The 13,407-nt window shown below is 73.5% G+C and carries 17 protein-coding genes; 8 read left to right on the forward strand and 9 right to left on the reverse strand.

The window, feature by feature from the left end; all coding sequences use genetic code 11:
• The first annotated feature begins 17 nt into the window (after positions 1-17).
• The 3 genes from BM204_RS09555 to BM204_RS22975 all read left to right on the forward strand — a co-directional run bounded on the left by BM204_RS09555 (position 18) and on the right by BM204_RS22975 (position 2,081).
• Positions 18-590 (forward strand): TetR/AcrR family transcriptional regulator, encoded by a 573-nt coding sequence (locus BM204_RS09555; RefSeq protein WP_246166403.1) that lies wholly within the window; start codon positions 18-20, stop codon positions 588-590.
• Between the two features lie 87 nt (positions 591-677).
• Positions 678-1,901 (forward strand): MFS transporter, encoded by a 1,224-nt coding sequence (locus BM204_RS09560; protein ID WP_218031297.1) that lies wholly within the window; start codon positions 678-680, stop codon positions 1,899-1,901.
• Positions 1,902-1,931: 30 nt separating this feature from the next.
• Entirely contained in the window at positions 1,932-2,081 is a 150-nt protein-coding gene (locus BM204_RS22975; protein ID WP_218031298.1) for a hypothetical protein, read from the forward strand.
• Between the two features lie 179 nt (positions 2,082-2,260).
• Here the strand turns inward: BM204_RS22975 and BM204_RS09565 are convergent, their stop codons facing one another.
• From BM204_RS09565 to BM204_RS09590, 6 genes are read right to left on the reverse strand one after another with little or no spacing between them, the layout of a single operon-like run.
• The gene (locus BM204_RS09565) at positions 2,261-3,019 is read right to left on the reverse strand and encodes a hypothetical protein (RefSeq protein WP_091112486.1); all 759 of its coding nucleotides are present in this window, start codon (positions 3,017-3,019) and stop codon (positions 2,261-2,263) included.
• The gene (locus BM204_RS09570) at positions 3,016-3,996 is read right to left on the reverse strand and encodes a vWA domain-containing protein (protein WP_091112489.1); all 981 of its coding nucleotides are present in this window, start codon (positions 3,994-3,996) and stop codon (positions 3,016-3,018) included. Before BM204_RS09570 ends, BM204_RS09565 begins: the two co-directional genes overlap by 4 nt.
• A complete protein-coding gene (locus BM204_RS09575) occupies positions 3,993-4,967 on the reverse strand; it encodes a vWA domain-containing protein (protein WP_091112491.1) in 975 nt (324 codons plus the stop codon). The genes BM204_RS09570 and BM204_RS09575 overlap by 4 nt, the downstream gene beginning before the upstream one ends.
• Positions 4,964-5,461: a hypothetical protein gene (locus BM204_RS09580; RefSeq protein WP_091112493.1), complete on the reverse strand. Its 498-nt coding sequence runs from the start codon at positions 5,459-5,461 to the stop codon at positions 4,964-4,966. Before BM204_RS09580 ends, BM204_RS09575 begins: the two co-directional genes overlap by 4 nt.
• On the reverse strand, positions 5,445-6,332 hold the full coding sequence (locus tag BM204_RS09585) for a DUF58 domain-containing protein (RefSeq protein ID WP_091112496.1): 888 nt from the start codon (positions 6,330-6,332) through the stop codon (positions 5,445-5,447). The genes BM204_RS09580 and BM204_RS09585 overlap by 17 nt, the downstream gene beginning before the upstream one ends.
• A 7-nt stretch (positions 6,333-6,339) precedes the next feature.
• Positions 6,340-7,398 carry an AAA family ATPase gene (locus BM204_RS09590; protein WP_091112501.1) on the reverse strand — a complete coding sequence of 353 codons (1,059 nt, stop codon included), beginning with the start codon at positions 7,396-7,398 and terminating at the stop codon, positions 6,340-6,342.
• A 49-nt stretch (positions 7,399-7,447) separates the two neighbouring features.
• Between BM204_RS09590 and BM204_RS09595 the strand changes: the two genes are divergently transcribed.
• Complete coding sequence (locus BM204_RS09595) at positions 7,448-8,713, forward strand: M15 family metallopeptidase (protein WP_091112503.1); 1,266 nt, start codon at positions 7,448-7,450, stop codon at positions 8,711-8,713.
• Positions 8,714-8,723: 10 nt separating this feature from the next.
• Here BM204_RS09595 and BM204_RS09600 read toward each other — a convergent pair whose 3' ends face one another.
• Together BM204_RS09600 and BM204_RS09605 are read right to left on the reverse strand one after the other, a co-directional pair.
• Positions 8,724-9,101 carry a thiol-disulfide oxidoreductase DCC family protein gene (locus BM204_RS09600; RefSeq protein WP_091112507.1) on the reverse strand — a complete coding sequence of 126 codons (378 nt, stop codon included), beginning with the start codon at positions 9,099-9,101 and terminating at the stop codon, positions 8,724-8,726.
• 10 nt (positions 9,102-9,111) lie between these two features.
• Positions 9,112-10,014, reverse strand: coding sequence for an alpha/beta hydrolase fold domain-containing protein (locus tag BM204_RS09605; RefSeq protein WP_218031299.1), 903 nt, complete (start codon positions 10,012-10,014; stop codon positions 9,112-9,114).
• A gap of 73 nt (positions 10,015-10,087) precedes the next feature.
• On the opposite strand from BM204_RS09605, the gene BM204_RS09610 reads away from it, so the two are divergent.
• The 4 genes from BM204_RS09610 (at position 10,088) to BM204_RS23220 (ending at position 12,970) form a co-directional block, all read left to right on the forward strand.
• Entirely contained in the window at positions 10,088-11,050 is a 963-nt protein-coding gene (locus tag BM204_RS09610; RefSeq protein WP_091112509.1) for an NADPH:quinone oxidoreductase family protein, read from the forward strand.
• 412 nt (positions 11,051-11,462) lie between these two features.
• Positions 11,463-12,164 carry a glycosyltransferase gene (locus BM204_RS09615; protein WP_091112513.1) on the forward strand — a complete coding sequence of 234 codons (702 nt, stop codon included), beginning with the start codon at positions 11,463-11,465 and terminating at the stop codon, positions 12,162-12,164.
• Positions 12,157-12,822 (forward strand): 2-phosphosulfolactate phosphatase, encoded by a 666-nt coding sequence (locus BM204_RS09620; RefSeq protein ID WP_246166405.1) that lies wholly within the window; start codon positions 12,157-12,159, stop codon positions 12,820-12,822. The genes BM204_RS09615 and BM204_RS09620 overlap by 8 nt, the downstream gene beginning before the upstream one ends.
• Positions 12,815-12,970, forward strand: a complete 156-nt coding sequence (locus BM204_RS23220; protein ID WP_246166407.1) for a hypothetical protein — start codon at positions 12,815-12,817, stop codon at positions 12,968-12,970. Before BM204_RS09620 ends, BM204_RS23220 begins: the two co-directional genes overlap by 8 nt.
• 89 nt (positions 12,971-13,059) lie before the next feature.
• On the opposite strand, the gene BM204_RS09625 is transcribed toward BM204_RS23220, so the two are convergent.
• Entirely contained in the window at positions 13,060-13,350 is a 291-nt protein-coding gene (locus BM204_RS09625; RefSeq protein ID WP_091112515.1) for a putative quinol monooxygenase, read from the reverse strand.
• Positions 13,351-13,407 lie beyond the last annotated feature (57 nt).

Genomic DNA, 13,407 nt, shown 5'->3' on the forward strand with positions numbered 1-13,407 from the left:
TGGTTACGCTGCTGGACGTGAGCCTGCCGCCCGTCGAGACCATGCGTGAGCGTGTGGTCGACGCAGCGGTCGGGCTCACGTCCGAGCTGGGCTGGTCGCACGTCACGATGGCCAAGCTGGCCGACGCCGTGGGGGTCAGCCGGCAGACGGTCTACAACGAGATCGGCACCAAGGCCGGTCTCGCCGAGGCCATGATCTTGCGCGAGCTCGATCGTTTCATGGGCGTCGTGAGCGTGTCCTTCGACGCCCACCCCGACGACCTCGTCGGCGCGATCCACGGCGCGTCGCAGACCGTCCTGGAGCTCGCCCACGGCAACCCGCTGCTGCACGCGGTCGTCTCGGCGACGCACGGCGCCGACACCGAGCTCCTCCCGCTCCTTACCACCCACGCCGACTCCCTGCTGGTCGTGGCGAAGGGGGTCATCGCCGAGCGGATCGCGCCCTACGACCTGGACCTCGGCCCGGCCCGCCTCGACGCCGCCATCGACATGGTCGTGCGGGTGGTGCTGAGCCACGTCATGCAGCCCAGCGGGTCGCCCGAGGACACCGCCCGCGACATCGCCTGGATCTCCGAGCGCGTCCTGCGCTGAGCCGAGTCGGCGCGATGTCGCAGCCCGTGCGACATCGCGCCGACTGGGCAGGTCGGTGGGTCGGTGGGGCGCTCTAGAGTCACCTGCGTGAGCGACGCAGGTGCCAGCGGCGTACGGCTCGGCACACCGACGGGTCGCGCGGTCATCGCGGCCGCGGCCCTCGGCTCGGGCATGACGATGCTCGACGCGACGGTCGTCAACGTCGCGCTGCGCAGCATCGGGGAGGACCTCGACGCCAGCCTGGCCGAGCTGCAGTGGATCACCAACGGCTACCTGCTGTCGCTGGCCAGCCTGATCCTGCTCGGCGGCTCGTTGGGCGACCGGTTCGGCCGGCGCCGGGTCTTCGTCGTCGGCACGGTGTGGTTCGCCGGGGCCTCGCTGCTGTGCGGGCTGGCCCCGACGCCGGAGGTGCTGATCCTGGCCCGCGTGCTGCAGGGGGTCGGCGGAGCGATGCTGACGCCGGGGAGCCTGGCGATGATCCAGGGCGCCTTCGCACACGAGGACAGGGCGCGGGCGATCGGGGCGTGGTCGGGCCTGGGCGGCATCGCCACGGCACTCGGCCCCTTCGTCGGCGGGGTGCTCATCGACTCGGCGTCATGGCGCTGGATCTTCCTGGTCAACGCACCGCTGGCCCTGGTGACGGTCGTCGTCGCGCAGCGGGCGGTGCCCGAGACCCGCGACCCCCACGCGTCGGCCCACCTCGACGTCACCGGAGCGTTGCTGGCGACCGCGGCGCTCGGCGGCACGACGTACGCCCTGATCCAGTGGGGCGGCCCCCTCGCGCCGTATGCCGGCGGGCTGGCCCTGCTCGCGGGTGCCGCGTTCATCCTGGTCGAGCGGCGCGAGCGGGAGCCGATGCTCGAGCTCAGCGTCTTCGCCGACCGCACCTTCAGCGCGGCCAACGCCATGACCCTGCTCGTCTATGCCGCGCTCGGCGCCATCCTCTTCTTCCTCACCCTGCAGCTGCAGACCGTCGGCGGCTACGGCGCGCTCGCCGCCGGGACGGCCACCTTGCCGATGACGGCGTGCCTGCTGCTGCTGGCGGCGCGAGGCGGAGAGCTCGGCGCTCGTCTGGGTCCGCGACTACCGCTGAGCCTCGGGCCGGTCGTGATGGCCGTCGGGACGCTGCTCCTGCTGCGGATCGGCGGCGACGTCGTCTACTGGCGCGACGTGCTGCCCGGCATCACCGTCTTCGGGCTCGGCCTGGCGCTGCTCGTCGCGCCGCTGACGGCCACGGTCCTCGCGGCGGCCTCCGACGAGCACGCCGGCATCGCGAGCGGCGTCAGCAACGCCGTCTCCCGCGCGGGCTAGCTGCTCGCGGTCGCCGCACTGCCGGTGGCGGTGGGCCTGGGAGGGGAGCAGTACGCCGACCCGGTCGCCCTCGACGCCGCCTACTCCTCCGCGATGCTCGTGTGCGCGGGGCTGCTGGTCGCCGGCGGCGCGTTGTCGTGGGTGACGATCCGCAACCCCGCCTTCCTGCGCTTCGGGTGATCGGAATCCGAAGGCGGCTCGGGTGACTGGTCCGTGGGTCTTGGGCGGCCGGTGTCGTGATCGACGACCACGATCAGGTGCTGGTGTCCGCGTTGGGAGGAGACGTCGACCCGTGGGGCGTCGCCTTCCAGGAAGCCCACGGATGAGTCATCAGGGCCACCATGGCGCCGACGTGGCACTCACCAGGTGGGCACCGGGGGTGGGTCGTCGGGGTCGGGGCGGTCCTCGAGCTCCTGCTCGACCTGCTCCTGCTCGCGCCGCTCCTCCAGCGAGCGTCGGTCGCGCTCGTCGAGCCGTTGCTCCCGCTCCGCGAAGGTCTCATCCGGTGGCACCGCAGGAGCGGGCTCGGGGGCCGGGTCGGTGCGCGCGTCGATGAGCTTGGCGGCCAGTCGCGCGTCGATGACCTCGGCCGTGGCTCGGTCCTCCACCTGGCGCGCGGCGTCCGCCCGGTCGCTGTCGTCCTCGCCGTCACCGCTGTCCTCGCCGGTCGGTGGCTGGAGGGTGAGGCAGTCGGCGAGCGCCTCACGCCCCGCCGTCCAGGACGCCTCGGCGGCCACCCGACGCTCGGCCGACACAGCGTCCCCGATGGCCTCGTGGGCGAGCGCGAGGTTGCTGCGCACCGCGCACTCCCACGACTCCGGCACGTGCTCCAGGGCCACCTCGTAGGAGTCGACCGCGCCACCGAGGTCGCCACCCCGGTGGCGGGCGACGCCCTCGTCGAAGGGCGCGATCCAGCGCTCGAAGGGGTTGAGGAGCGCGTTGGTCGCGAAGCTGTCCCGCGCCGGCCCGAAGGCGCTGCGGGCATAGTTGTCCTGGCCCGACGACTCCGCCTGGAGCACCAGCGCGATCCGCCCCGAGACCAGCAGCAGGAGCAGCGCCGGCAGCACCCCGACGAGGTAGAGACGGTTGCGCGCGCGACGTCGCGTCGAGCTGGTCACGAGAGCGACCGTCGGGCATCGAGCAGCCGCCGCCAGTGTCGCCGCAGGTCGACGAGGACCAGCAGCAGCAGCGCCAGGGCGAGCACCCAGGTCAGCTCGAGGGCGACGGGAACCTCGCCTCCGGGGGCGGGGTCGCTGTGGCGGAAACGCTCGGCCCACGCAGCAGCGACGTCGTCGAGACCGCCGGGAGTGGTGCGGTGCAGGTAGGGGATCCCGAGCTCCCCGGCGACCGCGCGCAGGTTGATCTCGGCGAGGCGCGACCGGGCGTCCTGGCCGGTCCGGACGTCCTGGATCCAGCCGCTGTCGGGCTGGTCCTCGTCGGCGGGCATCCGGCCCCCGGCGACCGTCCCGTAGCCCAGCACCAGGCCGTCGTCCACGGCCGCCGCCAGGTCGGCGTACGACGCCTGGGCCTGGCGGTTGGTGTTCTCCCCGTCGCTCATCAGGACGACGAGTCGCGGGCGGTCGGGCGCGCGCTGCCGCGCCTGGTCGAGGAGGTCGGTCAGCGTCTTGAGCGGTCGGTCGAGCCGCGAGCCGCTGCCGGCGAAGGGCCGCTCGCGACCGATCAGGGCGAGCGTGTCCGCGATCAGCGACCCATCCTGGGTCGAGGGGAGCTCGGTGGCGACCCGCCGCCCGAACGTCACGACGGTGAAGCGACCGGTGGGCAGGGCACCCACGAGGTCCGTGAGGTCGCGGCGTACGCCGTCCAGCCGCGACCGCCGGCCGTCCCAGTCGAGCGCTGACATCGAGGTGGTCCGGTCGATGACCACGACCACCTCGACCTGCGCCGCGCTGGTCGGGACCGGCTCGGTGCCGAGGCCGGGACGCAGGGCGATCGCGGCCAGCAGCAGCACCATGAAGGCGCGCAGGAGCCAGGCGCCGCGCTCGCTGCGCCGCGACCAGACGGCGCCGACGACCGTGACGGCGAGCAGCGAGAGCGCGCCGATCACGACCAGTGGGAGGTCGACCAGGGGGTTCACCGGCGCCTCCCGACCAGGGCTGCGCCGATGAGGAGGCCGAGGCCCCCGAGCGTGACCCAGAACGGCGTGGCGGGGTCGTCGACGGCGATGTCCGTCGCCCGGGACTCCAGCCGCTCCCGCTCGAGCCGCTGGATCGCGCGCACCAGGTCGTCGACGGCGCCGTCGTCCTCGACCACGGTCATCTCCCCGCCGGTGGTCAGGGCGGCGTCGGCGAACTCACGGGCCCGCTCGTCCGACATGTTCGGCGTGCCGACCCCGTAGAGCACGACCTCGTCGCGGACGGCCTCCTGCGCGGCCTCGGGCAGCAGGAAGATCCCCGTGCCGAGGGGGTCGTTGTCGGAGGCGAGCACGACGGCCCGGCCGCGCTGCTCCCCGGACTCCTCGAAGCGCTGGAGGCACGACATCAGGCCGTCGCCGGTCTGGCTGGCGCGCGGGACCCTGGCCTCGGCGCCGGTGAAGTAGTCGAAGTCCCCGTCGGCGAAGGCCGCCTCGGCCTCGTCGAGCCGGTCGTCGACGTATTCGTAGTCGTCGGTCAGCGGGAAGATTGCCACCGAGGAGCCGCTGAAGATGGTGAGCCCAAGGCGCTCGCCGTCGAGCTCGGACAACAGCTGGCGGAAGCTGGCGACGACCTGGAGGTTCCACCGGTCCATCGATGCCGAGACGTCGAGGCAGAGCATGATGTCGCGACCGTTGCGGTCCGGCTCGATCGTCACCGGCCGGGTGGGGCGGGCAGCGAGGAGCACCGTCCCGACCACCATGGCCGCGGCTCCGAGCGTCGCGAGCGCTGCGACCGCCTGCTCACGGCGGGCCAGGGACCGGAAGCGAGGCAGGCTCCTGAGCAGTGCGGTGTGGGCGACCAGCACGCCGCCGCCCCCGGCACGCGTGCGCGGACGTCTGGCCCAGAGCAGCAGCAGCGCGAGGACCAGCACCGATAGCGACAGGGCCAGGACCGGCCAGCGGAGGTCGCTCATGGCAGCCAGTCCGAGACCAGCGCGCGGGCGTCGGCGAGGGCCGGGGCCAGTCGCTCGGCGGGCTCGCCCTGCGCGGCGGGAGAGAACTCCGGTGGGTAGACCAGTGCCACCACGTCGACGAGCCCCGAGGGACCTACGAGCCGGAGCTGCTCGAGGGTCAGGGGCCGGGCGTCGAGCGGGCCGGCGGCCGTGGCGAAGGAGCGGACGATCTCGCTGATCGCCTGGTGCGCGCCGCGCAGCGACAGCTCCGCGCGTCCCACCGACGCCTCGACCTCGTCCAGCCGTGCGAGGTGGCGGCGCCGGGTCTCGGCGAGCGCAGGGGTGCCGCGTCGGCCACCTGGTCGGCGCGCCCACCAGGTGACGCCGGCGTAGTAGAGGACGACCAGCACGACCAGCAGGACGGCCAGCCAGGTCAGCCAGGGCGAGTACGACGTCGGCCCGGTCAGCCCCGTGGCCGCCAGCCCCGTGGCCGACGGCTCAGCGGCGGCGAGCACGGCGGTGCCTCTCCAGGAGCCGGAACACCGCCGGGACGGCCGCCTCGTGGTCGGCGACGTGCTCGTGCGAGATGCCGAGCCGCGCGAGGCCCGCGGTGAGGTCCTGCGCGTCGGCGGCCAGCCGGCCGGCGTACTCCTCCTGGAGCCGTCGGTCGCCGTTCAGCCAGTCAGGCAGCGGTCCGCCGTGGTCGACATCGACGAGGCGGGGAAGGTCGTCGCGGGTCGGGTCGAGGTCGCCGAGCGTCACGACGAGCACCTCGTGCTGCGCCTGGGCCCGGTGCAGGAGGGTCCTCAACCGGTCGTCGAGGACCTGGTCGTCGCAGACCACGACCATGATCGTGCGGCGCCGGCGGACGACCTGCGCCACGTGCTCGAGGACGGAGCCGAGGTCGGAGGCCGCGCCACCGCTGCTGATGGCGTCGTGCACGGCCCCGAGGGAGTGCTCCAGGCGCAGCTCGCCGCCGGAGGCCGGGCGGGAGCGACCACCCTGCGCGTCGCCGTAGGCCACGCCGACGAGGTCGCCGTGCCGGACGGCGAGCCAGCCGACGACCCCGGCGACGAAGACCGCGAGGTCCTGCTTGGGCACCAGCCGGTCGTTGACGGCCGCCATGCTGCGGCCGGTGGAGACGACCAGGAGCACGGTGTGCTTGCGGGTCGCGACGTAGCGCTTGACCAGCATCTGCCCGCTGCGTGCCGAGGCCTTCCAGTCGACGTCGCGCACGTCGTCGCCGCGCACGTAGGTGCGCAGGTCGTGGAGGTCGAGGGAGCGACCGACGTGGGTGGAGGCGTACTCGCCCTGGAGCACACCTCGGACCCGGCGGTGGGAGTGCAGGGCCAGCCGGGCCTTGATGCGGGGCAGGTGGGTGGTCATGCGGGCGTCAGGGGGACGGAACGGCGTCGAAGACGGCGTCGATGATCTCCTCGGGCCGCACCCGGTCGGCGAGCGCCTCGAAGGTGAGGTGCAGGCGATGACGGAGCACGCCGTGGCGGAGCCGACGCACGTCCTCGGGGATCACGTGGTTGCGGCCGTCGAGGATCGCCAGTGCCCGGGCGACCTGGAGGAACGCGATGCTGCCGCGCGGGCTCGCCCCGATCTCCACGTAGCGACCTTGGTCGGAGCCGACCACCTCACCCACGTGGCGGGTCGCGTGCACGAGCCGGACGATGTAGTCCTTGATGGCGGCGTCGACGTAGACCCGCTCGGTGAGCCGCTGGAGCCCGGCCACGTCGGTGGTGGTGAGCACCGCGGTGACCGGCGCGGCGTGGGGTCCGAGCGTCCCGGCGTCGATGCGGTCGAGGACCGCGACCTCGTCGGCCAACGAGGGGTAGTCGACCACTTCCTTCAGCAGGAACCGGTCCATCTGGGCCTCGGGCAGGACGAACGTGCCCTCCTCCTCGATGGGGTTCTGCGTGGCCAGCACCATGAAGGGCTCCGGCAGCCGGTGGACGACTCCCGCGATCGAGGTCTGGCGCTCCTGCATCGCCTCGAGCATCGCCGACTGGGTCTTGGCGCTGGCCCGGTTGATCTCGTCGAGCAGCACGACGTTGGCGTGCACCGGTCCGAGCTGGGTGTCGAACGTGTGGGTGCGCGGGTCATAGACCTGGGTGCCGATGATGTCGCTGGGGAGCAGGTCGGGCGTGCACTGGATCCGCGCGAAGTCGGCACCCATCGACGTCGCCAATGTGGAGGCGGCCAAGGTCTTCGCGAGGCCGGGGACGCTCTCGAGGAGCAGGTGGCCCTCGGCCAGCATCGTCGTCAGCAGCGCGGTGCGGACCTGTTCCTGGCCGGAGACCCGCGACGAGAAGGTCTGCTCCAGCGCCGACAGCAGCGTGCGGGCGCCCGCGAGCTCGCTGGCCTCGATCGTGGTCAAGGTGTCCCCCTGGAGGCCGTGAGCGTGAGGGGCCAGTAAAGCAAGGCCGACTCGGCAATCGAGCATCCGCCAGCGGGTGTTGCGCGCCCCGCCTACCCTGGGTGGTGGAGGTCACATGAGCATCAGGCGCACGCTGACGACGACCGGGCTGGTCGTCGCCCTCGCGGTGCTGCCCTCGTGCGCGTCGCCCTCCGAGGGCGAGGAGCCCGCCGCGGGGGCCAGCACGGGGTCCAGCACCGAGGGAGGCACGTCGGGCTCCGCGGATCCCGCTCCGGCCGGCCAGCCCGGCCAGGCCGGGTCCGGCGCGCCGAGCGCCCCCGCGCTGGACCCGGCGTACGCCGTGGACCCGCCGGGTCCGCGGGAGGGCGCCATCGAGCCCTCCGACATGATCCTGATCGGCAAGTCGGCCTTCAGCGACGAGACCGTCGCGGCGATCGAGGCCATCAAGGGGATCCAACGCGTCGTGAGCTTCTCCCACGCGCAGGTGACGGTCGAGGGCAACGTGCTCGACATCGCAGCGGTCGACCCGTCGACCTACCGTAACTACACGCCGGTCGGGTCCGCCGACCTCCAGGAGGTCTGGGACCGGGTCGCGGCGGGCGAGGTCGCGGTGCTGCCCGAGCTGCGCAAGCAGCTGCCGATCGACGAGGCCGGCTTCGTGAAGCTCGGCGTCGGCGCCGACGCCCCGCAGGTCCACGTCGGCGCGTTCGCACCGCAGAGCCCGCTGGTCGATGCCGTCGTGAACTCCGCGTGGGGCGAGGAGCTCGGCATGACGCCCGGCAACGCGCTGTTGGTCTCGACGGGCATCGTCGCGCCGCAGTCGGTGCGCAAGGCCGTCCAGGGCGTCGCCGGTGACGGCGTGTCCGTGCAGCTCACCGATGTTGCGACCAGCCAGGGCATCGACCCGAGCGTCCAGCAGACCGCGACGCCGGTCGGGTCGGTCAGCGACGTCGTCGGCACCTTCAACTACACCGTGATCGGTGGTGGCCGGATCGCACCGGAGCCCTCGTGGGTGGCCTCGCACATCTCCACCGAGGAGATCCCGATCCTCGGCACCGTGACGTGCAACCGCTTCGTCTTCCCGCAGCTGCGCGCGGCCTTCGAGGAGATCGTGGCCCGCGGGCTCTCCGACAAGATCAACCCCGGCGAGTACGCCGGCTGCTACTACCCGCGCTTCATCGCCGGCTCGACGAGCCTCTCCAATCACTCCTTCGGCACCGCCTTCGACATCAACACGCCGGGCAACCAGCGCGGCACCGTCGGGGAGCTCGACCGGCAGGTCGTCAGCATCTTCAAGAGGTGGGGCTTCGCCTGGGGTGGCGACTGGCGCTACACCGACCCGATGCACTTCGAGATGGACGCGCTGATCGACCCGCGCTGAAGTCGTCGGCTCAGGCCGGTGGCACCCGGCACGCGGCGGTGCCGCCGGGCAGCCGGTAGCGGTAGCGCGCGACCAGCGCATAGCCCAGCGCCGCCACGGGCCGCACCGGCGGCAGGTCGATGAGCCGCCCGAGCAGGCGGTAGCCCAGCAGCCGCGGCCCGGGCCGGAAGGAACGCAGGGCCGCGGCGATCGCGCGGGCGCCGCGGCTCGTCTCACGGCCGTCGAGCCAGAAGGCGGCCTCGCTGACCTGCTGCTCGGTCAGCCCGACCGCGGCGAGGTCGAGCGACTGCCACGGGGCGACGGCGTAGGTGCCGCGGGCGCGGGCGAAGTCGGCGCAGCGCGTGCAGAAGCCGCAGTCGGCGTCGTAGACGAGGGTCGGAGTGGTCACGACACCGAGCCTACGGACCGGCCACGGCTCGCTGGACCGCCTCGGCCGTCATCGCCATCGTCGCGCGCGCCCGGACGAGGTCGGCGGAGAGGAAGTAGTGGTCGGCGCCGGGGGTCACGTCGTGCAGCACGGGGACGCCGACCTCGCGCAGCCGCGCGGCATAGCGGTCGCCGTCGGGGCGCAGGCTGTCGTTCTCGGCGGTGAGGACCACGGCGGCCGGCAGCCCGCACAGGTCCGGGGCCAGGACTGGCGAGGCATAGGCGTCGCCGCGCGTCGCCGGGTCGGGGAAGTAGACGCGACGCACCAGCCCGCGCAGGCTCGGCGAGATCATGCCGGGGCTCGAGGAGACGTCGGTGGCGAGGTCGAGGGCGGGTACGCCGAGCACCTGCAGGCGTGGGCGGAACCGACCTGAGTCGCGGGCCTGGAGGCAGACCGACGCGGCCAGGCCGCCCCCGGAGCTGAAGCCGCCGACCACGAGCAGGTCGCCGTCGACCGGGGCACCGGCCAGCGCGAGCATCCGGTCGGCGGCGTGGTCGTGCACCCACGCCGCGACGTCGTGGCACTGCTCCTGCGCGACGGGATAGGTCGCGTAGGGCCCGGTCCTGAAGTCGACGTTGACGACGACCACGCCGGCGGTGGCCACCAGGTAGCGGCACCAGAAGTCGTCCATCTCCGGGTAGCGCATCAGCCACGCCCCGCCGTGGAAGTGCACGTAGACGCCCCGTGGCTCCGCGCGGTCCCACGCGGGGTCGGTGTAGACGTGGACCGGCACGGCTCCGTGTCGCGTCGGGACCTTGGCCTTGCGCGGCGCGGGCAGGGCGGTGCCTGCGAACCGCAGCTCCTCGCCGTACCTCACCGTCCAGCGGGCGCTGGCATGCATCATCGTGGCGCTGATCCGGTCGCTGAGCCTCACCCTTGTCGTTCGGTGCGGCGCCCCCGGTGGATGGCCCGACGCCCGCGGGAGGGCGGGTCGGTAGCGTGCCCCCATGCGTGCAGTCCAGGTCGTCACCACCACCGGTCCCACCGACATCGAGATCCGCGACGTCCCCGAGCCCACCCCAGGCCCCGACGACGTGCTGATCGAGGTCCACAGCGTCGGGACGTCGTTCCCGGACCTGCTGCTGAGCCGGGGTGACTACCAGCTCAAGCCCGAGCTGCCCTTCACCCTCGGTGTCGACGTCGCCGGCACGGTCGTGAGCGGCCCCGGCTTCGAGCCCGGCCAGCGGGTCGCGGCCGTGGGTGGCTATGGCGGCGCCTCCGAGCTTGCCGCGATCCCCGCGATGTTCACCTTCCCGCTGCCCGACTCGCTCTCCTTCGACGAGGGCGCGGCGCTGCCGATGAACTACCTCACGGCTCAGTTCGCGCTCGCCGAGCGTGGTGGGATCCGCGCGGGCGAGACCGTGCTCGTGCACGGTGCCGCCGGCGGCGTCGGCACCGCCACCCTCCAGGTGGCCAAGGGCTACGGCGCCCGCACGATCGCGGTCGTCTCCACCGAGGAGAAGGCCGAGGTCGCCCGCGCGGCCGGTGCCGACGAAGCGGTGCTGCTCGACGGCTTCAAGGACGCCACGATGGCGCTGACCGAGGGCAAGGGCGTCGACATCGTGCTCGACGTCGTCGGCGGCGACGCGTTCACCGACTCGCTGCGGGTCCTGGCTCCGCAGGGCCGCCTGCTCGTCGTGGGCTTCGCCTCCGGGCAGGGGATCCCGCAGGTCAAGGTCAACCGGCTGCTGCTCAACAACGTCGACGTCCGCGGGGTCGGCTGGGGCGCCTTCGCGATGCTGCGCCCGGGCTACATGCAGGAGCAGTGGCGTGCGCTCGAGCCGATGATGGCGAGCGGTGTCATCAAGCCGCCGATCGGCAAGGTCTACCCGCTCGAGGACTTCGGCCAGGCCCTGGTCGACATGGACGAGCGCCGCACTCTCGGGAAGTCCGTCGTGAGGCTGCGGTGAGACCGCGCCTGCCACGCAGGCGCGGAAAGTCGGCCGGGGTCAACCTGGCCGGCTACTTCGCCGGCGAGCTCGGGGTGGGCGAGCTCGGCCGGCTGCTCGTGGAGGCCACCGAGAGGTCCGGGCTCCCGTTCACCACCCGCGTGCACCGGCGCACCCGCAGCCGCCAGGACGCGGCGTTCGAGGAGACCGCCGGCGACGCACACCCGGTCACCGTCGCGGTCGTCAACGCCGACCAGTTCCCCCAGTGGGTCGAGGACGCCCCCGACCTGCACCGAGACCGCTACGTCATCGGCGTCTGGGCCTGGGAGGTCGAGCGCTTCCCGGCGTACGCCGACGCGTTCGCGCTGGTCGACGAGGTCTGGACGCTGTCGCAGCACAACGCCGGGCCGTCGCCCGCCGTACGGACAAGCCGGTGCTCACCGTGCCGCTGCCGACCCGGGTGCCCGGCCCGGCGTCGGCGCTGGACCTCGCGGCGCTCGGGCTGCCCGAGGGCCCCTACGTCCTCACCGCGTTCGACCACCTCAGCGTCTTCGACCGCAAGAACCCGCTCGGCCTGGTCGAGGCGTTCTCGCGGGCCTTCGGTGACGGCGAGGGCCCGGCACTCGTGGTCAAGGCGATCAACGGACACCTCAAGCCGGAGGACCGCGCCCTGCTGCGGCGGGCGGCCGCCCGCCGCCGCGACGTCCACCTGCTCGAGGCGTACGTCGGCGCGGCCGAGCTCGGCGCGCTGATGGACCGCTGCCAGGCCTACGCGTCGCTGCACCGTGCGGAGGGCTACGGGCTGACCCTCGCCGAGGCGATGGTGCGGGGGCGGCCGGTGCTGGCGACCGGCTACTCGGGCAACCTCGACTTCATGGACGAGAGCACCGCCCTGCTGGTGCCGGTCAGCCGGGTTCCGGTCGGGCCCGGCCATCGGCCCTACCCGCCCCAGGCCCACTGGGGCGAGCCCGACCTCGACGCCGCCGCCGCCCACCTGCGCTGGGTGCACGACCACCCGGAGCAGGCACAGGCGCTCGGTGACCGGGGCCGCGAGCACCACCTGGCCACCCGCACCCTCGACCGCACCGCCGCCTTCGTGCGGGAGCGGGTCACGGCAGCGATGGCGCATGAGTGACCCGCGCCCCGACTCCCGGACGGCGGCGCACGCCCAGGCCGGGCACCGGGTCCGGCTCGAGTGGGGGCCGACCGGTGCGGCCGCCATCGCCGCGGGCGCCGACGTCGCGGTGGTCGTCGACGTCTTGTCGTTCACCACGACGCTGACCGTGGCGGTCGAGCGCGGGATGGTCGTGCACCCCTGGGGGTGGCGCGACGAGCGTGCCGCGGCGCACGCAGAGGCGCTCGGTGCGGTGCTGGCGATCGGCCGCTTCGAGCAGCGCTCGATCGCTCCGGGAGCCACGGTCAGCCTGTCGCCGGCGGCGATGGCGCAGGTGAGCGGCATCGAGCGGATCGTGCTCCCGTCCCCCAACGGCTCGGCGATCAGCTCCGGGCTGCGTGACGCCGGCGTCGAGGTCGTCGGGGCGTGCCTGCGCAATCGCACCGCCGTCGCCCGCTGGCTCGCGCCCCGGGTCGCGGCTGGTGCGGTCCTCGCCGTCGTACCGGCGGGGGAGCGGTGGCCCGACGGGACGCTCCGTCCTGCCGCGGAGGACCTGTGGGGGGCCGGGGCGGTCGTGGACGCGCTGGTGCTCGCGGGTGCCGCCATCGGGCCTGCTCAGCCCGGGCCTGCTCAGCCCGGAGGCGGAGCTGGCGCGCGAGGCGTTCCTGGCGGTGCGTGACCGCCTGCCGGAGCGGCTGCTCGCGTGTGCGGGCGGTCAGGAGCTCGCGGCCGTCGACTTCGCCGCCGACGTCGCGGTCGCGGCCGAGCTGGACGTCAGCGACGTCGTGCCGCTGCTGGGCGCCGACGGGTTCCGCGACGCGGGTTGAGTGCCCCGGTCAGTCGGGTCGTGTGCCGGAGGAAGCGCCGAGGCGCGGTCTGGGACACACGACTGCAGCCGAGGTCGGGGCCGACCCCCTCAGACCGCGTCGAGCTGGTGGATCGCCAGGTCGCCGTCGAGGACCGGGCCGAGCACCTCGAAGGCCGTGGCGACGTGGGGCGTGCTCATGTGGGCGGTCATGTCGTCGGCACCGCGCCAGGACTCGATCGTCACGAACGTGCCGGGCACCGACGTCGAGGCGAACACCTCGTAGCCCAGGCAGCCCTCCTCCTGCTGTGAGGCGGCAGCGAGCGCCGCCAGGGCGGGCCCGGCGGCGGCGACGCCCTCGGGCTTGATCGGGATGGTGGCGACGACGCGCAGCTGGCTCATGGGCTCAGTTCTAGCAGCCCTGTCCAGACGCGGGCTGCCTGCGTGACCCGCGGTTGG

This window comes from Nocardioides psychrotolerans (assembly GCF_900113685.1).
Lineage (GTDB): Bacteria > Actinomycetota > Actinomycetes > Propionibacteriales > Nocardioidaceae > Nocardioides > Nocardioides psychrotolerans.

Bases quoted from the DNA above. Each gene is read 5' to 3' on its own strand.
- BM204_RS09575 (WP_091112491.1), bottom strand. From the start codon at position 4,967: ATGAGCGACCTCCGCTGGCCGGTCCTGGCCCTGTCGCTATCGGTGCTG.
- BM204_RS09585 (WP_091112496.1), bottom strand. From the start codon at position 6,332: ATGACCACCCACCTGCCCCGCATCAAGGCCCGGCTGGCCCTGCACTCC.
- BM204_RS09590 (WP_091112501.1), bottom strand. From the start codon at position 7,398: ATGCTCGATTGCCGAGTCGGCCTTGCTTTACTGGCCCCTCACGCTCAC.
- BM204_RS09595 (WP_091112503.1), top strand. From the start codon at position 7,448: ATGAGCATCAGGCGCACGCTGACGACGACCGGGCTGGTCGTCGCCCTC.
- BM204_RS09610 (WP_091112509.1), top strand. From the start codon at position 10,088: ATGCGTGCAGTCCAGGTCGTCACCACCACCGGTCCCACCGACATCGAG.
- BM204_RS09620 (WP_246166405.1), top strand. From the start codon at position 12,157: ATGAGTGACCCGCGCCCCGACTCCCGGACGGCGGCGCACGCCCAGGCC.
- BM204_RS09625 (WP_091112515.1), bottom strand. From the start codon at position 13,350: ATGAGCCAGCTGCGCGTCGTCGCCACCATCCCGATCAAGCCCGAGGGC.